This is a genomic window from Methylorubrum zatmanii, from assembly GCF_014845115.1.
Taxonomy (GTDB): domain Bacteria; phylum Pseudomonadota; class Alphaproteobacteria; order Rhizobiales; family Beijerinckiaceae; genus Methylobacterium; species Methylobacterium zatmanii.
Map to the genome: position 1 here is coordinate 1 of NZ_NKUI01000101.1, position 17,369 is coordinate 17,369.

Annotated in this window: 20 protein-coding genes and 1 tRNA gene; 10 read left to right on the forward strand and 11 right to left on the reverse strand. The window is 66.1% G+C overall.

The genetic code is table 11. The features are described 5' to 3' along the window. A partial coding sequence (locus MZTS_RS13315) for a uroporphyrinogen-III synthase (RefSeq protein ID WP_192284215.1) occupies positions 1-488 on the reverse strand: 488 nt, incomplete at its 3' end. A 156-nt stretch (positions 489-644) separates the two neighbouring features. On the opposite strand from MZTS_RS13315, the gene tsaD reads away from it, so the two are divergent. Further along, a complete protein-coding gene (gene tsaD / locus MZTS_RS13320) occupies positions 645-1,688 on the forward strand; it encodes a tRNA (adenosine(37)-N6)-threonylcarbamoyltransferase complex transferase subunit TsaD (RefSeq protein WP_192284216.1) in 1,044 nt (347 codons plus the stop codon). A gap of 27 nt (positions 1,689-1,715) precedes the next feature. On the opposite strand, the gene MZTS_RS13325 is transcribed toward tsaD, so the two are convergent. Further along, complete coding sequence (locus MZTS_RS13325; protein WP_192284217.1) at positions 1,716-3,191, reverse strand: methyl-accepting chemotaxis protein; 1,476 nt, start codon at positions 3,189-3,191, stop codon at positions 1,716-1,718. A 372-nt stretch (positions 3,192-3,563) separates the two neighbouring features. On the opposite strand from MZTS_RS13325, the gene MZTS_RS13330 reads away from it, so the two are divergent. The 3 genes from MZTS_RS13330 to MZTS_RS13340 all read left to right on the forward strand — a co-directional run bounded on the left by MZTS_RS13330 (position 3,564) and on the right by MZTS_RS13340 (position 5,795). After that, positions 3,564-4,577, forward strand: a complete 1,014-nt coding sequence (locus MZTS_RS13330) for an NAD(P)H-dependent glycerol-3-phosphate dehydrogenase (protein ID WP_192284218.1) — start codon at positions 3,564-3,566, stop codon at positions 4,575-4,577. Between the two features lie 85 nt (positions 4,578-4,662). Beyond that, complete coding sequence (locus MZTS_RS13335) at positions 4,663-5,085, forward strand: EVE domain-containing protein (protein ID WP_192284219.1); 423 nt, start codon at positions 4,663-4,665, stop codon at positions 5,083-5,085. A gap of 92 nt (positions 5,086-5,177) precedes the next feature. Continuing rightward, complete coding sequence (locus MZTS_RS13340) at positions 5,178-5,795, forward strand: ParB-like protein (protein ID WP_192284220.1); 618 nt, start codon at positions 5,178-5,180, stop codon at positions 5,793-5,795. On the opposite strand, the gene MZTS_RS13345 is transcribed toward MZTS_RS13340, so the two are convergent. Then, complete coding sequence (locus MZTS_RS13345) at positions 5,759-6,274, reverse strand: disulfide bond formation protein B (protein WP_009862176.1); 516 nt, start codon at positions 6,272-6,274, stop codon at positions 5,759-5,761. The genes MZTS_RS13340 and MZTS_RS13345 overlap by 37 nt on opposite strands. After that, positions 6,271-6,852: a YqaA family protein gene (locus tag MZTS_RS13350; protein WP_192284221.1), complete on the reverse strand. Its 582-nt coding sequence runs from the start codon at positions 6,850-6,852 to the stop codon at positions 6,271-6,273. The genes MZTS_RS13345 and MZTS_RS13350 overlap by 4 nt, the downstream gene beginning before the upstream one ends. A 281-nt stretch (positions 6,853-7,133) precedes the next feature. Between MZTS_RS13350 and MZTS_RS13355 the strand changes: the two genes are divergently transcribed. From MZTS_RS13355 to MZTS_RS13365, 3 genes are all read left to right on the forward strand, one after another. After that, entirely contained in the window at positions 7,134-7,808 is a 675-nt protein-coding gene (locus MZTS_RS13355; RefSeq protein WP_009862309.1) for a queuosine precursor transporter, read from the forward strand. Between the two features lie 894 nt (positions 7,809-8,702). Then, a complete protein-coding gene (locus tag MZTS_RS13360; protein ID WP_192284222.1) occupies positions 8,703-9,065 on the forward strand; it encodes a hypothetical protein in 363 nt (120 codons plus the stop codon). Between the two features lie 200 nt (positions 9,066-9,265). Next, positions 9,266-9,664: a hypothetical protein gene (locus MZTS_RS13365; protein ID WP_192284223.1), complete on the forward strand. Its 399-nt coding sequence runs from the start codon at positions 9,266-9,268 to the stop codon at positions 9,662-9,664. 485 nt (positions 9,665-10,149) lie between these two features. Here the strand turns inward: MZTS_RS13365 and MZTS_RS13370 are convergent, their stop codons facing one another. From MZTS_RS13370 to MZTS_RS13390, 5 genes are read right to left on the reverse strand one after another with little or no spacing between them, the layout of a single operon-like run. Further along, complete coding sequence (locus MZTS_RS13370; RefSeq protein ID WP_343068736.1) at positions 10,150-11,406, reverse strand: MFS transporter; 1,257 nt, start codon at positions 11,404-11,406, stop codon at positions 10,150-10,152. Further along, positions 11,396-12,463 carry an ACR3 family arsenite efflux transporter gene (gene arsB / locus MZTS_RS13375; protein ID WP_192284224.1) on the reverse strand — a complete coding sequence of 356 codons (1,068 nt, stop codon included), beginning with the start codon at positions 12,461-12,463 and terminating at the stop codon, positions 11,396-11,398. Before arsB ends, MZTS_RS13370 begins: the two co-directional genes overlap by 11 nt. An 11-nt stretch (positions 12,464-12,474) precedes the next feature. Next, on the reverse strand, positions 12,475-12,900 hold the full coding sequence (gene arsC, locus MZTS_RS13380; RefSeq protein WP_009864880.1) for an arsenate reductase (glutaredoxin): 426 nt from the start codon (positions 12,898-12,900) through the stop codon (positions 12,475-12,477). Beyond that, positions 12,900-13,427, reverse strand: a complete 528-nt coding sequence (locus tag MZTS_RS13385; RefSeq protein WP_192284225.1) for an arsenate reductase ArsC — start codon at positions 13,425-13,427, stop codon at positions 12,900-12,902. The genes arsC and MZTS_RS13385 overlap by 1 nt, the downstream gene beginning before the upstream one ends. Beyond that, entirely contained in the window at positions 13,420-13,776 is a 357-nt protein-coding gene (locus MZTS_RS13390; protein WP_192284226.1) for an ArsR/SmtB family transcription factor, read from the reverse strand. The genes MZTS_RS13385 and MZTS_RS13390 overlap by 8 nt, the downstream gene beginning before the upstream one ends. Before the next feature lie 50 nt (positions 13,777-13,826). On the opposite strand from MZTS_RS13390, the gene arsH reads away from it, so the two are divergent. After that, positions 13,827-14,579 (forward strand): arsenical resistance protein ArsH, encoded by a 753-nt coding sequence (gene arsH, locus MZTS_RS13395; protein WP_192284227.1) that lies wholly within the window; start codon positions 13,827-13,829, stop codon positions 14,577-14,579. 159 nt (positions 14,580-14,738) lie between these two features. On the opposite strand, the gene MZTS_RS13400 is transcribed toward arsH, so the two are convergent. Continuing rightward, complete coding sequence (locus MZTS_RS13400; RefSeq protein ID WP_343068737.1) at positions 14,739-15,341, reverse strand: recombinase family protein; 603 nt, start codon at positions 15,339-15,341, stop codon at positions 14,739-14,741. A 320-nt stretch (positions 15,342-15,661) separates the two neighbouring features. On the opposite strand from MZTS_RS13400, the gene MZTS_RS13405 reads away from it, so the two are divergent. Then, positions 15,662-16,057 (forward strand): MarR family winged helix-turn-helix transcriptional regulator, encoded by a 396-nt coding sequence (locus MZTS_RS13405; RefSeq protein WP_192284228.1) that lies wholly within the window; start codon positions 15,662-15,664, stop codon positions 16,055-16,057. Between the two features lie 4 nt (positions 16,058-16,061). Here the strand turns inward: MZTS_RS13405 and MZTS_RS13410 are convergent. Beyond that, a tRNA-Leu gene (locus MZTS_RS13410) sits at positions 16,062-16,147 on the reverse strand. Between the two features lie 22 nt (positions 16,148-16,169). Between MZTS_RS13410 and MZTS_RS13415 the strand changes: the two genes are divergently transcribed. After that, positions 16,170-17,369 (forward strand): site-specific integrase (locus MZTS_RS13415; RefSeq protein WP_192284229.1); only part of this gene is annotated, 1,200 nt, incomplete at its 3' end.

A 17,369-nucleotide genomic window follows, 5' to 3' on the forward strand; every position in this document is an offset into this window, starting at 1 on the left:
CCGCTCTCGCCGGCGAGAGCCCGCGCCGCCGGCTCGGGCAGGGCCTCCAGCGCCCGCGCGGCGTAGGCGGTCCAGGATAGAATCCGGTAGCCCGCCATTTGCAGGCTCGCCTCGGGCTCGGCCTTGCGGTCTTCCCCCGCCACGTGGAGCAGGAGGCTTCCCGGGGTCAGTTGGTCCGCGACCAGCCGGGCGAGGCCTGCCGCATCTCCGTCGGCGCAGAACACCCGGCCGAGCCCGGCGGCCTGAGCCCGTTCGGCGGTGCGCCGGCCGACAGCGAAGACGGGCGGGCCGGCGAGGCCTGTCGCGGCGAGCGGCGCCACCGCGTTGGCGCTGGTGAGGATCACCCCGTCGAACGGCCCGGCCGGCGGCGTCGCCCCGGTCGGGGCGATCCGCAGCACCGGCGCGACGAGGGCGAGATGACCGAGCCCCGCCAGATGCCGGGCCGTGCGCCCCGCCCCCGGCTCGGGCCGTGACACCCAGATCCGCATGCTGCGTCCCCCGTCCCCGCCGGCCTCACCTGTTTCGGCCGGCATTTTCGTCGTAGACGTGTGTGCGTGGGGCGCCGTTCCGGTCCCCCGCGACGGATGGAGTAAGCGGGCCGGTCCCCGGTGCGCAACGGTGTGTGGGCCTCAAGCGTGACACCCATGAAGATCCTCGGCATCGAGACCACCTGCGACGAGACCGCCGCCGCCGTGGTGACGCTCGGTGACGACGAGCGTGGCCACATCCTCTCCAACGAGGTGCTGAGCCAGATCGCCGAGCACGCGGCCTATGGCGGCGTCGTGCCCGAGATCGCCGCCCGCGCCCATGTCGAGGTGCTCGACCGTCTGATCGCCCGGGCGCTGCAGCGGGCGGGCACGGCTTTGCCTGGGATCGACGGCATCGCCGTCGCCGCCGGGCCCGGCCTGATCGGCGGCGTGCTGATCGGGCTCGTTACCGCCAAGACCCTGTCGCTCGTCGCCCGGAAGCCGCTTATCGCGGTCAACCATCTGGAGGCGCACGCGCTCACGCCCCGGCTCACCGACGGGCTCGCCTTCCCCTACCTGCTGCTGCTCGCCTCCGGCGGCCACACCCAACTCGTCGCGGTGAGAGGCGTGGGCGATTACGTGCGGCTCGGCACGACCATTGACGATGCCATCGGCGAGGCCTTCGACAAGGTCGCGAAGCTCCTCGGCCTCGGCTATCCCGGCGGGCCGGAGGTGGAGCGGCAGGCGGCCAACGGCGATCCGGAGAGGTTCGCCCTGCCCCGGCCGATGCTGGGCCGGCGGCAGGCGGATTTCTCGCTCTCCGGCCTCAAGACCGCCCTGCGCATCGAGGCCGAGCGCCTCGAGCCCCTCGCCGTGCAGGACGTGGCCGATCTCTGCGCCGGCTTCCAGGCGGCGGTGGTGGATGTGGTGGTGGATCGGGTGCGCGTCGCCCTGCGCGCCTTCTCGACGGTGGCCGGACATCCGACCGCCCTCGTCGCCGCCGGCGGCGTGGCGGCCAACGGTGCGATCCGCCGGGCTTTGACGGCGCAGGCCGGCGAGGTGGGCCTCGGCTTCGTCGCGCCGCCGTTGCCGCTCTGCGGCGATAACGGGGCGATGATCGCCTGGGCCGGGCTCGAACGCCTGCGCCTCGGCCTGGTCGACGACCTCACCGTCCCGGCCCGCGCCCGCTGGCCCTTCGCCGAGGCCGCGCCGGCCGCCTGACCTTGTTTCCGGCCCCGGCTCGGCCGCTCAGGCGATCGAGCGGGCGGTGGCCGTCACCTTCTGCACCGCGGTGTCGATCTCGCCGGCGACCCTCGCGATCCCGTCGGTGTTGCGGCGGACCGCCTCGACGTTCTGGGCGGCGGTCTGCATGTTGTTGGCGATCTCCTGGGTCACCGCGGCCTGCTCGGTGACGGCGGAGGAGACGCTCATCGAGATCTCGCTCAGATTGGTGATGGTCGAGACGATGGCCTGGATCGCCTCGACCGCCTTGGCCGAGGATTCCTGCACGCTGGCGATCTGCTGGCCGATATCCTCCGTAGCGCGGGAGGACTGGCTGGCGAGCGCCTTGACCTCGGTGGCGACCACGGCGAAGCCGCGACCGGCGGCGCCCGCCCGGGCCGCCTCGATGGTGGCGTTGAGGGCGAGCAGATTGGTCTGGTCGGCGATGGAGCGGATCACCGAGACGACCTCGCCGATCCGTTCGGCGGCGTTGGTGAGCCCGGTGACGATGCCGCCGGCCTCGTTGGCCCGTTCCACCGCCGCGTCGGCGGCGGTCTTGGCCTGGCTGGCGTGGCGGCTCAGTTCCGTGATGGAGGCAGCGAATTCCTCGGTGCCGGCTGCGACCGCCTGGACGTTGTCCGAGGTCACCGCGACCGCCGACGCCGTTTCGGTGGCCTGCCGGCTCACATCCGACATGGCGTCGGTGATGACGCCGAGATCGGTCTCGATCGAGCGCTGCCCCTCGGCGCGCCGCATGCGGTTGTTCACGGCCTCCGTCACGTCGTTGGCGAACTTGACCACCGCGTAGAGCTTCCCCTCGCTGTCGAAGACCGGATTGTAGGAGCCGTAGATCCAGACTTCCCGGCCGCCCTTGCTAAACCGGCAGAACTCCCCGGACTGATATCGGCCGTCCGCGAGGGCCTTCCAGAACTCGGCATAGGCCGGCCGCTTCACTTCCTCCGCATCGACGAACAGGCTGTGATGCCGGCCGCGGACCTCTTCGAGCCGATAACCCAGTGCGTTGAGGAAGTTCTCGTTGGCGTCGATGATCGTACCGTCGGGCTTGAACTGGATCACCGCCTGCGAACGGTTGATCGCGGCGATCTGGCCCTCGTAGAACGCATTCCGCGTCTTCTGCGCGGTGATGTCGGTAGCGAACTTCACGACCTTGTAGGGCCGCCCGCGCCGGTCGATGATCGGGTTGTAGGAGGCCTGGATCCAGATCGATTGACCGTCCTTGCCGATCCGCCGAAACTCCCGAGCTTGGTACTCGCCACGGCGCAAGGCTTCCCAAAATGCCTTGTACGCTGCGCCCTCGCGTTCCTCGGGCGGCATGAGCATGGCGTGACGCTGACCTCGTACTTCGGCGAGTGTATAGCCGAGAAGATTCAGAAAGTTCTCGTTGGCATCGGTAATTATGCCATCCATTGTAAATTCGATCCGCCCCTGAGAGCGGTCGATGGCATCGAGAATCAATTTAAGGTCGGAGTGGAATATTGACATTCCCCGACTCCTTCAGGGGCGAGTGCAGTTGTTTCTCTTGGGAAAATCTGGCAAAAAGTTAATAAATACTTAATATATGATATTTGTTATGCTAAAAAATTCCTGTTCCCGGCGAAGGATATCAATAAGATCGAGATTCGTGGTCAACATGCATTTTAGATCCTCATCTTGGCCATTCCTTCTTCGGTTGTCGCCGCCCCATATGCGGTCGTCCATGTCGGGGCGCTCTCTGACATGCGCCACGAGACAGGTGGGCGGAAGCACGGCGAGCATGCGCATCCCGACGCGACGATGGGATGAAAGGCGCGGCGGACGGTTGGCATGCGGGCCCGGATGCGCGACGACGGCGCAACATGGCCGACGGAGGCGGAGATGGGATCAGGAACGAACGACCCGAGCGAGGTCGTCGCGGTCGTCGGCGGCGGCTCCTGGGGCACGGCCCTCGCCAACGCAGCCGCGGCGGCGGGCCGCCCGGTCACCCTCTGGATGCGCGATGCCGATGCCGCGGCGCGGATGCAGGCGGAGCGGGTCAACGCGCGCTACCTGCCGGGCGTCGGCCTGCACGCGCAGGTGCGGGCGACGGCGGAGGCCCGCGCTCTGGCCGAGGCGGGAACCGTGCTGCTCGTGGTGCCGGCCCAGACCCTGCGCGGCGTGCTCTCGGCCCTAGCCCCGTCGCTGCGGCTCGGGGCGCAGGTGGTGCTGTGCGCCAAGGGGATCGAGCGGGGCAGCGACGCCTTCATGAGCGCCGTGGCGGCTGAGACGCTGCCCGCCGGCATGCCGGTCGCGGTGCTGTCCGGGCCGAGCTTCGCCGCCGACGTCGCCCGCGGGTTGCCGACGGCGGTGACCCTCGCCTCCGAGGACGGGGCTCGCGCCGCGCGGCTCGCCGGCCTGCTCTCGGGGCCGGCCTTTCGGCTCTACCACACCGATGATGTCCGCGGTGTCGAGATCGGCGGGGCGGGCAAGAACGTGCTCGCCATCGCGTCGGGCATCGTCACCGGGCGCGGCCTCGGCGAGAGCGCCCGCGCCGCGCTGATCGCCCGCGCCTTCGCCGAGCTGATGCGCTTCGCCCGCGCCTATGGCGGGCGGGCCGAGACGCTGATGGGCCTGTCGGGCCTCGGCGACCTCGTGCTCACCGCCTCCTCGTCGCAATCGCGCAACTTCGCCTTCGGCGAGCGCCTCGGCCAGGGCGCGACGCCCGAGCAGGCCTCGGGCGGCAAACTGGCGGAGGGCGCCTTCACCGCGGCGGCCCTGGTCGGGCTCGCTCGGGCGCGGGAGGTCGAGATGCCCGTGGCCGAGGCCGTGGCCGCCGTGATCGCCGGCGAACTCACGGTCGACGGGGCGATGGCGCGGCTGCTGTCGCGTCCGCTCAAGGCGGAGGCGGAGTGAGCGGGGAGGGGTGGAACCCGCCCTTCAAGCTCGGCCGATTCTTCGCTAAGCGGAGGCGCTGTCCCCATCGGAGCCGTCCCGCGCCATGGCCTATTGGCTGTTCAAGTCCGAACCCTCGACCTGGTCCTGGGATCAGCAGGTCGAGGCGGGGGAGGGCGGCACCTTCTGGAACGGTGTGCGCAACCATCTCGCCAAGAAGCAGATGCAGGCGATGCAGGTCGGCGAGCGCGGCTTCTTCTATCATTCCAACGAGGGCAAGGCGGTCGTCGGCATCGTCGCGGTCATCAAGCCCTATTACCCCGACCATACCGACGAGACCGGCCGCTTCGGCATGGTCGACGTGAAGGCGGTGGCGCCGATGCCGCGCCCGGTGACTCTCGAGGCGATCAAGGCCGAGCCGACCCTCAAGGACATGGCCCTCGTCACCAATTCGCGCCTCTCGGTGCAGCCGGTCACGGAGGCGGAATGGGCCAGGATCTGCGCCATGGGAGGCTATGCCGGAGCCTGAGGTCGCGTCTCACGAAAACGTGAAGCTTGGCCGCTTGTCCGGCGTCCCGCGAAGGCGTTGCGCTCGGGCCGCTCATCAGACCGGAGACTGCGATGGCGCCCCGTGAACCCCTGCTCACCCCCGTGCCGATTGCCGAGCTGCGGCCGACGCAGATGACGGTGGGCTACCGCGAGGTTGAGGAGAAGCGCCGCCGCTGGCGGTCGCACGATGCCGACAAGAAGGCGGCCTTCCTCGGCTCGCACATGATCCCGGTGCTGCTCGGACCGAAGAAGCGCTACTATGTGATCGACCACCACCACCTCGCCCGCGCCTTGCAGGAAGAGGGGGTGGAGAGCGTGCTGGTGACGGTGGTGGCCGACCTGCACAAGCTCGACAAGGATGCCTTCTGGACGGTGGCGGACCACAAGGCCTGGGTTCACCCCTACAACGCGGACGGCGTGCGGGTGGGCTTCGACGACGTCCCGAAGCGGATCGCCGATCTGGCCGACGACCCGTTCCGCAGCCTCGCGGGCGAATTGCGCCGGGCCGGCGGCTTCGCCAAGGATACCACGCCCTTCAGCGAGTTCCTGTGGGCCGACTTCCTGCGGCGCAACCTCACGCGGAAGGCGATCGAGCGCGACTTCACCGCCTCCCTGGAGAGCGCCCTGAGCCTCGCCAAATCGCCGGATGCCGGCTACCTGCCCGGCTGGTGCGGGCCCCTCGACGGCTGAGCGAACAGGGCGGCCGCCGCGGCGAGAGCCGCGAGCGCGGCCGCGATCACGGCGTTCCAGCCGGCGAGCGAGATCCCGAGGAAGCGCCACGCGGCCGCCGTGCAATCGACCGGCCGCACATGTTCGAGACTCTTCAGGAAATCGCCGACATCCGCCGGCCCGGCCCCTGAGCCGCCGCCGCAATCGCTCGGGCCGGGCCAGAAGCCCCATTCGGCCCCCGCATGGTAGACGCCGAGCCCGGCACCGTAGAGCAGCAGGACGGCCATCAGGCCGAGCACCAGCCGCGCGGGGCGCCGCGGCGCCAGGGCCGCGATCAGGCCCAGCGGCACGACGAGGTAATAGGGCACCCGCTCCGTCAGGCAGAGCTTGCACGGCACGTAGCCGAGGCCGTGCTCGAACACGAGGGCGGCGCCCACCGTCGCGGCGGCGCCGAGCGCCACCGCGAGCGCCGCGCCGCGGACGGTGAGGAGACGGTTCACAGCATCACCTTGAACGCGACGAAGCCGAGGATCACCACCGCGGCGAACAGGGCCACCACGACGTTGAGGTGCCGGTCGAGCGCGGCGCGGATGCCGATGCCGTAGCGCCCGAGCAGCCCGGCGAGCAGGAAGAAGCGCGCGCCGCGGGTGATGACCGAGAGCAGGATGAACCAGAACAGCGAGTAATGGGCGAAGCCCGAGGTGATGGTGACGAGCTTGTAGGGGATCGGAGTGAGCCCTTTGAGCAGGATCACCCAATGCCCGTAGGTGGCGTAGGAGGCCTGGAAGGTCTCCGCCTTGTCGGCCAGCCCGTAGAGGTTGAACAGCCACTGTCCGACCGAGTCGAACAGCAGCGCGCCGATGGCGTAGCCGAGCAGGCCGCCGAGCACGGAGGCGATGGTGGCGATGGTGGCGTAGAGCCAGACCCGGTCGGGCCGGCTCACCGCCATCGGCACCAGCATCGCATCCGGCGGGACGGGGAAGAACGAACTCTCGGCAAAGGCCACCGCCCCGAGCGCCCAGGGTGCGGAGGGCTTGGCGGCGAGCGCGAGTATCCACTCGTAGAGCCGGCGGATCATGGGGCCTCTTAAGGGTCCGGGAAGCGGTGCCCTTTCAGCACAGAAGCGGGCCGGAGGCGAGGGTTGCGACGCGACGGGCGGCAGAGCCGCCTCTTCCGGGCCGGTCAGGACCAAGGCGCGCCGAGCCTCGTCCGATACGGGTTCCGCTGGATCGGATCGGTCCCGTCCCTGCAGGGCACACGGCGCTCGAGTGATGTCCGAAGCCGCCAGCCGGATTGCATTCCCACGGCCGACGATATCAATTAACTTATGATAGTATTGATTCGGGTGAGGAGGAGGGCTTGGCCGACGGTCCGCGCTATCTCGGTCTCATCACGGGAGTCTTCTGCGGAGCGCTGGTCTCGACCATCATTCTCTCAGGAAAAATCGCAGCGGTCGCCGGAGCCACGTTTCCGGCCTCGATCGTGCTGTTTCCTCTGACCTTCCTCATCGGCGACGTCCTGACGGAGGTCTATGGCTATGCTGCCACGCGCCGCGCCGTGTGGGCGGGACTGATCTCCGAACTGCTCTGGATTGCCTCCTACACCGCTGCCGCGGCCCTGCCGCCCGCGCCGTTCTGGCCCCATCAGGACACGTTTTCGGCGCTGCTCGGCCAGACACCGCGCATCGCACTCGCGGGCATGATCGCCTATGTCTGCGGTGAATTCGTGAATGCCTATGTTCTAGCACGCATGAAGATCGCGAGCGGCGGAGGCTATCTCGCCCTGCGCATGATCGGATCGACCGTATTCGGGGCGGCGACCGATACCGCCATCGTCCTCGTCATCGCGTTCTACGGAGTAATCCCGGCCGGACAGCTGCTGAAAATGGGCCTCGCTGTCTGGGTGCTCAAAGTAATGTGGGAAATCTTGGCTCTCCCCATTTCGCTGCCTCTCGTCCGCTGGCTGAAGCGGCGCGAGCAGATCGATTATTTCGACGTCGGGACGGACTTCAATCCGTTCCGGCTTCAGCGCTGATCGGCTCGTTCCCAAGGCACTTTCTGCCCGGCCGAAGCCCAGCCCGCCTCATCCTGCGGCCACTTCCGAAGCCGGCGTTCATCGTCCTCTCCGGGCGCAGAGATCGGGATCGGCCCTGGCCGGTCCAACGAGGCGACGGATGACGCGATTGGCAAAAAATCGCTCTGGCCCGGCGCCCCGGCTTGTGCCAAGAGGCGGAGGCGTCGCGGGTATGGCGGAACTGGTAGACGCGGGCGACTCAAAATCTGCCTGAGAGTTACCTGCTGACCGGCAGATTCTTCCTGAAATTCACCGAAAACGGATTGACACCAAGGGGCGTTGCCTCGTACCCAGATATCTGCCACATAGCAGTTACTGCGAGAAAGGGCGACACGATGGCTGCCACGATGGCAGGTGCCTCCGAAATCCCGCCATAGAGAGGTCGCTCGTCGGCCTCCATGGCTGAAGCCGCACGCTCATGATGCCGCACGACGCGGCCCAAGGCGGCGAAGCCGAGATAACGCCTGAAATTCAAGCTCGAACGTTACCGGCCCCATCCCTTGATGGTGTCTGCGACGGTCGAATCTCGATCCATGGCCTGCAACACGGTCCTGATCTCGTAGCCAACACCGACCGGCACCCTGGCGGCGACGGCTTGTAGGTTCGCGCGCAATTGCGCGGTGGTTCGCGGCGACAGCTTTTGCCACCCGCAACCACGGCTCTCTACGTCTCGAAGGTAATGCTGCCCGCGTCCAAGCCAGACGCGCGCATATTCTCGTCGTGACCAGACGAGACCAAGCGTTCGTAGCTCTTCGAAGTTTCGAAGCAGGTGAAGCGCAAACATATCGACCCCCTCGCGTAAATACGGTAGCGTATTTATTCATACCCACCAGATGGCGAAGCAGAGGAATCAAGATGGACCAAAAGCAGATCATCAATGCCGCGAACAACATCACCGTTCAACGATTGCTGGCCCAGCATCTTGCAGGCGTCGAACGGTACTCTTCGCACGCATTCGCCGGAGCGGTCATCACCGTGGAACCGTCACGTCATCGAACTGGAATTCCCGCTGATGCGGACTGCCGCCGCTACGTCTTCACCCATGAGCGCGAAGGTTGGTCGATGTCCGTGCGCGCCGCTTGGCGTGACGACCGGCTTCTTGACCCTGCCGCTGTGCATTGTCGGATCGAAATCATGTGGGACGACAACGGCACCCATGGTGACGATGATGGTGTCGCCGCCGCCGTGAATCGCTGGCTCCAGGGGCTACCCCTGTGAACCGGCAAGAACTTCAGAAACGAAAGGAAGCCTGGGCTGGCATGTTTGCTGCGCGAGCAGCAACTTCAACCCATGGTATAACAGCCTGCTACAATAACGTCTATGGCGCGACGACCTCGTGGTGCTTCAAGATCACGGAGTTCGGAGAATGCCTTCGCCTCCCGACCTCGGGAGTACCAGTCGATCCCGGCACGAACCGCTTGCCGATCATCCGCCGCATCCCGTTGGAGCAGGTGCACGCCGACCTTGAAGCGCTGCACTACTACACGGATCACGCGCTGTACGGACCACGCTTCTACAAGAAGCCGGAGCATTTGCGATCTTCCTACATCGGCATGATCGAGCACGAGGACACCAACGTTCACGTGCATCTTCTCTGGAAGATGCCCGAGGGGCAGGCCGACGAACTCGCCGATCTCGTGGCCCTGGGCTGGAAGAAGATCACGAGCGGGTACGGCTCTGTTGCTGTTGCTCGCCTTCACGATGCCGAGGGCTGGGCTTCGTACTGCTGCAAGGACCTCGGCAGAAACAGGCTCGATGAAGAGCCTTTGCTTTTCGTTTCGAGCAAGCCTGCTCGTCCCGCGAAGCCCGTTCCATAGCTGGGGCTACGGCGGCGCACGCTGCATCCACTGCGCCCGCCACCCCAGCGTTGATCTTCCCCAGGTGGCTGCTTCCGGCAGCCACAATGGTCTAGCTATGCCTGATCGCATCCAAGCTGATCAAACCGACGATGCTGGTGAATCGCGAGCCTCGCGAGCGACCGAACCAGCATCGGCAGGTGGGGCGGTGCGAAGCTCCGCCACGCCTCTACAGGAGACGAAGGACTTATACATCATCCGACCGGAAACGTCACCGCTCCGGTCTTGCGGCGGATGTGGACTACTTGATCGGAGGCTGGACAGGCAGCTTCACCTTGCGCCTTGGCGGAGACTGCCACCGCGAGGTGTTCCCGTTCTGATAGGAATCCGATGAAGGGCGCTCGGTCTGATACGCCTGCGTTCGCGGCTTCGATGCAGGAGAAGGCTTGGACGGCTTCTGAGCGGTGGCTTCGGGCAGCAGGATTTCGAACAGGCGCATGCCGTATTTAGCCCCCCCGGAAAAGCCCTTCCCGTCGGAACTCGGCCATGGGCGACCGCTGCTTCGACCGGCGAATCTCGAAACCGAGGCCGATCACCAACATGACGTTCATGAGAGCAAGACCGAGAAGCACGGCAAGGACCGATGCCGATCCAGCCCTTTCGAGCAACAGCGCAGCGAGCGGCGGCGTCGCCGCCTGAGCGAGCAGGCTCGCCAGGGCGAGCTTGCCGATGATCGGTGCGTAGCGGGAGGGTCCGAACAGCGTGAGGGGCACCGTACCGCGAGCGATTGAATAGACGCCGTTTCCGGCCCCGTAGAGCACCAGCGCGGCAGCTACGCTCCGAACTTCGAACCAGAGCATCGCAACACCCGTAGCGACCAACATCATCGCCGCCAACAACGTCCAGAGCGGGTGATGCCGCTCTCCCCCTGCCGCCTCGATCACCCGCGCGACTACCTGCGATGGTCCGATCACCGCACCGAGAGCGACTGCGCTCGCCAAGGTGAGGCCGACTGCCTGAAGAAGGGTCAGGAGATGGACGGACACGATCGCCGCGACCGCGCCGCTCAAGACCAACACGGTCGCGAGCAACAAGAAGGCCGGGCGCTCCTCGATGCGCAAGGCTCCAACATCGTGCACGTTCGATGTTGCGACTTCTCGTGCGGGCGCACGTGGAAGGAACGTCAGGAGAAGGGGAAGGGCAAATCCGACGTTCACGGCGGCAAGACCGAGGCTCGCACCGCGCCAGCCGACACGATCGACGAGAAGAGCCACGACCGGCCAGGAGAGGGTCGAGGCGAATCCCCCGAACAACGTGACGATCGTGATCGCGCGCCTCGCGTCCCGACCGAAGTAGCGACCGAGGGATGCGAAGGCCGCATCGTAGAGCCCCGCCCCCATTCCGGCCCCGATGAAAACCCAGGCCCCGATGTAGACCGGGAGGCTCAGCGCAGCGGCGAGAACGACGAGCCCGAGCGCAAGAAGAAGGGTTGAAGCGGCGAGGACGGGCTTCCCGCCGTGACGATCGATGCGCCTGCCGACGAAGGGCGAGACAAGTCCTGCGACGAGCAGTCCGACCGTCTGCCCGCCGACGACCCACGAGAGGGGCCATCCCGTGTCCGCCGCGACCGGCGCGGCCAGGACACCGAGCAGGTAGTACGACGAGCCCCATCCCGTGATCTGCGTCAGGCCGATGACGGTGATGATCGTCCGGCGATGCCGGTCGGGCTCCGAGGCAGGAAGGCTGCCCGCGTCAGGCTTCACGGGTTACTGATTTCGGGCGCGTGGCCTGGGCCGGAGCCCCACGCTCGTACCAGCCTTTCGAGCGGTTCACGATCCAGACGACGGTGAGCATTACCGGCACCTCGATCAGCACGCCGACCACCGTGGCGAGAGCCGCGCCCGAGTTGAAGCCGAACAGGCTGATCGCGGCGGCGACGGCAAGCTCGAAGAAGTTCGATGCGCCGATCAGCGCCGAAGGACCGGCCACGCAATGCTGCTCGCCCGCGACGCGGTTGAGGACGTAGGCGAGCCCCGCGTTGAAGTAGACCTGAATGAGGATCGGCACCGCGAGAAGGCCGATCACGAGCGGCTGCGCGATGATCTGCTCGCCCTGGAAGCCGAACAGGAGCACCAGCGTTGCGAGTAGGGAGGCCAAGGAGACCGGCGAGAGCGTCCGCAGTACCCGAGAGAGCGCTGCCTCCCCGCCTGCCGCCAGGAGGCTCCTACGGGCAACCTGGGCGGCAATCACGGGCAGAACGATGTAGAGGACGACCGACAGGACCAGCGTATCCCACGGCACCGTGATCGCGGAGAGCCCGAGCAGCAGGCCGACGACCGGCGCGAAGGCCACGACCATGATCGCGTCGTTCAGGGCGACCTGCGAGAGCGTGAAGTGCGGCTCGCCCTTCGTCAGGTGCGACCACACGAACACCATCGCCGTGCAGGGGGCCGCCGCGAGCAGGATCAGCCCGGCGATGTAGCTGTCGATTTGGTCGGCGGGCAGGTAGGGCCGGAAGAGCCAGCCGATGAAGAGCCACCCGAGCGCCGCCATCGAGAACGGCTTGACCGCCCAATTGATGAAGAGGGTGACGCCAATGCCGCGCCAGTGCCGCCCGACCTCGCGCAAGGCGGCGAAGTCGATCTTGAGCAGCATGGGGATGACCATGAGCCAGATCAGCACCGCCACCGGCAGGTTGACCTGGGCGATCTCGGCCGAGCCGATCGCCTGGAACACGCCCGGCATGACGTGGCCGAGCGCGACACCAACGACGATGCAGAGCGCGACCCACAGGGTCAGGTAGCGTTCGAAGATGGACATGGCGGTGAATCTCAGGCGGTAGCGACGCGGCGGCCGTGCTCGTCAACGACGCGTTCGCCGTCCTCCTTGACGAACTCGCCCTGCTGGTGCGGTAGCAGATCGAGCACGGCTTCGGAGGGACGGCAGAGCCGCACGCCCTTGGCGGTGACCACGATCGGTCGGTTCATCAAGATTGGGTGGGCCTCGATCGCATCGAGCAGGGCCTCATCATCCAGAGCAAGATCGTCGAGGCCGAGATCGGCGTAGGGCGTGCCCTTCTCGCGCAGAAGATCGCGAACCGTGACCCCCGCACGTTCGGCGAGTTGCCGGATCATCGTGCGCGACGGCGGCGTCTTGATGTACTCGATCACGTGCGGCTCGATCCCGGCGTTGCGGATCATCGCGAGCGTGTTCCGCGACGTGCCGCAGGCCGGGTTGTGGTAGATCACCACGTCCATCACGCCACCTCCGATCGAGGAGATGTTGTCCCCGCTTGCTGTCCGATCTCCCGGACGCGCGAGGTCAGCGCGACCGTATCCAAGCTCGCGAGCGGCAGGGAGATGAAGGCTGTAATCCGGTTTCTGAGGTAGCGCTGCGCAGTGACGAAGGCGGCCTTCCGCTCAAGGGGGGTGCCGTCGATAGCGGCGGGGTCCTCGATGCCCCAATGCGCCGTTACTGGCTGGCCCGGCCAGTGCGGGCACGCTTCGCCCGCCGCCCCGTCACAGACGGTGAACACGAAGTCCATGATCGGCGCACCCGGCGCGGCGAACTCATCCCATGACTTCGATCTCAGTCCGTCCGTGGGGTAGTCCGTCTCCTGCAAAACCTCGACAGCGAGTGGATTGACCGTGCCCTTCGGTTGGCTCCCTGCCGAGAAAGCGCGAAAGCGACCTGCGCCGTCCTTGTTGAGCATGGCCTCGGCCAAGATCGAGCGTGCCGTGTTGCCGGTGCAAAGGAAGAGAACGTTGTAGGTGTCGTCAGGCATGGGCAAGCTCCCCTTCGTCGCAACAGGACGTGAGCGCGGCTACGGCGGGCGCGCAGACTTCTTGGTGGCCCTGGCAGCAGTCCTTCATGAGGAAGGCCATCAGCGCGGAAAGCGCCGGGTAGGCGGCGGAGTAGATGATCGAGCGGCCGTCGCGCCTTGATTGCACGAGTCCGGCACGTTCCAGTTCCTTGAGGTGGAAGGAGGCGGTGGAAGGGGACATGCCGACTTCTTCGGCCAGCCGCCCAGCCGCAAGCCCATCCGGCCCAGCCACGACCAGTCGCCGCACCGTTCGGAGTCGATGCTCCTGGCCGAGCGCCACGAGGGCGGAGAGGGCTTGCCGTTCGTCCATCGATTCTTCTATAATCAAGCGATTGTTGAAACATAACGCAAGACGAGTTCGTGGACAAGCCTCTTCCGCCTCACCCCACATCCGGCGACGGCCTGCCGAACGTCGATGAGCGCTGTCTCGCAATTCCATCGACCGAGCGCCTGCATACAACGACGCCGTTCGCGCACGCGCCGCGCTTCCTGATCCTCTACGGCTCTCTCCGGGAGCGTTCCTTCAGCCGGTTCCTCGCCTACGAGGCTGCGCGGTTGCTGGAGCGCATGGGCGGTGAGGTGCGCATCTTCCACGCCCACGGCCTGCCGCTGCCCGACGACGCGACCGCCGATCATCCCAAAGTGCAGGAACTCCGCGAACTCTCGATCTGGTCGGAGGGGCAGGTCTGGGTCTCGCCGGAGCGGCACGGGAACTTGACCGGCGTCATGAAGAGCCAGATCGACTGGCTCCCCCTGAGCGAGGGCTCGGTGCGGCCGACGCAGGGGCGCACGCTCGCGGTGATGCAGGTATCCGGCGGCTCGCAGAGCTTCAACGCGGTCAACAGCCTGCGCGTGCTCGGCCGCTGGATGCGGATGATTACGATCCCGAACCAGAGCAGCGTGCCGATGGCCTACAAGGAGTTCGACGACGGCGGGCGGATGAAGCCGGGACCGCTCTACGATCGGGTCGTGGACGTGTGCGAGGAACTGATGAAGTTCACGCTGCTGACCCGCGAACAGTCCGCCTACCTCGTGGATCGCTACAGCGAGCGCAAGGAGCGGGAGCCCGAAGCTTGGGCCGGGGTGCGCGCCGACCTCACTCCCTCCACCTGAGTTCAGTGAGTTCGACCTCGCAGCCGGGCTTCGATCGGCGCAGTGCCTGGATGACTAAAAGCTCGGAAATGTGAAGGGTTTGCCCAGACCACGTACTGCTGGTCCAGGCTCCGCCGGAGCCTTGGCGGCGGTAGCGGTAGCGAACGATCGCGGTCGGCCTCAAGATGCTGCTCCTCCGTGCGAATCGCCACCAGCGTCGCCAAGGAGTCGGTATACGCTCGCGCGGCCGATCCCGAGCCGCCGGGCGATCTCCGAAGCGCCGAGCTTTTCAACGTCACGCATGTGGCGCACTCGGCCAGCGTCGATGGTCGTCGGCCGACCCCGATACGTTCGCTCGTGTTGCGGCTTCGACTTGTCGGCCGCCTTCTTGGCGATGATCCCGTCAAGCTGCCGCTCGCGCCGCAAGCGCGTTTCGAACTCGGCGAACGCCATGAGCAGGTTCATGAACAACTTGGTATGGGCGCTGCCGTCTAGCGCCACCCCGGCCTGCTCCACAGCCCGATACCGAACCCCCTTTTCCGTCCACGCTTCGATGATCTTCTGGAAATCCGCCATCGATCGGGCGCAGCGATCGATGCGAGTCGTGATGACCTCATCACCGTCGCGCACGAAGGCCATCAGCGCCTCGAACTCCGTCCGGCCAGTCAAGCTGGTCCCCGACCGCTTCTCCGCGAAGATGCGCTCCGCGCCCGCCGCGCGCAGTTTCTCGATCTGGATGGTGAGGTCCTGATCGTCTGAACTTACCCTGGCGTACCCGATCACGGCCAAGACGGCCTCCTGTCTCGCATGCGTCTAAAACCTCGTATCGACCTGTCTCATAAATCGCAAAGCAATCCATACGAGACGGTAAATTCGCCTCGAAATACTGCCTTGCCGGGGTGTACCCAACCGAGAGCGGTGATGCGCTGCCCTCCCCGAGCCGCTGGACTTCAACGGTGACGCGCACAGGAAGCCTGACGCGCGCGATTGACCTCACCGCCTGGGCCGGAAGATACCTCCTTGACACCCCCTCGGAGATTCGGCAGTAGCTGCTGATCGGCAGCTACTTCCTCAACCGGGCACGGATGGCGGGAGGAGCCGACATGGCGAAAGATGACGACGGAATGCGAGAGGCGGTCTCCGCCTTCATGGTGGCAAACCAAGCCGTGAAGGAAGCGAACCTCGACGAGAAGCTTTCGCCGATACAGATGGTGCTTCTACAGTTTCTCGCGCTGCTCAAACCGGGGGCAACCCCTGGAGAGATTGGCGCAGAGTACGAAATGGACTCAGCGCACTGCGCGAAAGTCCTGAAAACCTTGAAGGACGGGGGGTATATTCACCCCGTTGCCGACGCAAAAGACGGCCGGGTGAAGCACTACTACAACACGTTGAAGGGCTCGCGCGTAGCATCGGCTGCGCTTGAGAAACGGGGACATGCGATCCCGGCGGAGGACCTGCCGCACGTGGTCGTATCGGCCCCGAAAATACGAGGTTCGTGATGCGTGGTGCGCGACCCCGGACTCGAACCGGGACGCTCTCGCGAGCACGAGATTTTGAGTCTCGCGTGGCTACCGTTTCACCAGTCGCGCGCCTGGATTGCGGAGTAAGGGAATGGTGTCGCGGAAGCAAGCGAATGAGGTGCGGATCGAGCTTTACGGGAAGCGCTGGCGGGCCACGCTGAACTGGAAGGGCGTCCGGCTTCGCCCGACCTTCGACACGAGGGACGAGGCCGAAGCCTGGGGTAACGAGCAGACGATCCGCATGATCCGTGGGCAGGATATCGAATTGCCGGTCGGTGCGAAGTCCTACGCAACCACCGGAGTGCCGACGACCATCGGTGAGCTTTTCGAGCACACGCAGCGTGTCCATTGGCTCGTCGGCGGCCCCAACGGCGGCCCCCAGAAGTCGTGGCCCAAGACCGAGATCGCGGCGACGTTGGCGATCGAGGCGATCGGCCGGAACACCCGGCTCTCCAAGCTCAGCGTGCCGATCGTCGAAAACGCCCTTCGAGCGCTCGAAGAAAAGCGGGGCAATACGCCTCGCACGACCAACCGGCGAATCGCCGCCCTCTCGGTTATGTTCAAGGAGGCCGTGCGGCTCGGCGCGATGCCCACGGTGCTGCCGCTCAAGAAGGCCCCCGAGTGCAAGGAAGGGCGCGTCTTCCGCATCACGCCCGCAATCGAGCACGAGATGCTGACCTGGGCGCTCGCGAACGATCGGGAGGACTTCTACGACTTTCTGGTCTTTAGCCTCTACCTCGGCCAGCGCGAGAACGAAACGCTACGCCTCCGGCTTTCCGAATCGTTCGGCCACCCACGTGACGGCTACATGGACGGCGTTGATTTCGCGATCTTCCCGCGCGGCGTCGCCAGCAACAAATCGACCTTGACGCGAGCTATCCCAGCGCGCGCAATCGTCGCTGAAGTTGTGCTGAGGCATCGCGCCAAGGGCAAGACGAAGGAAGCGCGTATCCTCGACGGCCTCACCAAGGACAAGGTGGCCTACGCCTTCGCGCAGATGAAGGCCGACTTGTTGGCGCAGAACCACCCCGACATTGTGGCGCAGAAGCGCGACGGGCTCCCGATCGGGAAGGACTTCGTGATCCACATCATGCGCAACGAGTTCTGCTCCAGGCTCGGTGATGAGGGCTTCACCGTCGCTGAGATCGCTGAGTTCAGCGGGCATACGGACCTCAAGACGTGCGCGCGCTACGTCAAGCCGAACAAGGTGGCCCATCGAGCGCGCCTGCTTCGTAAGGGGAAGCTGACCTCCGATCTCCCAGGCGGAGCAGTACCGAGCTATGCCCCGACC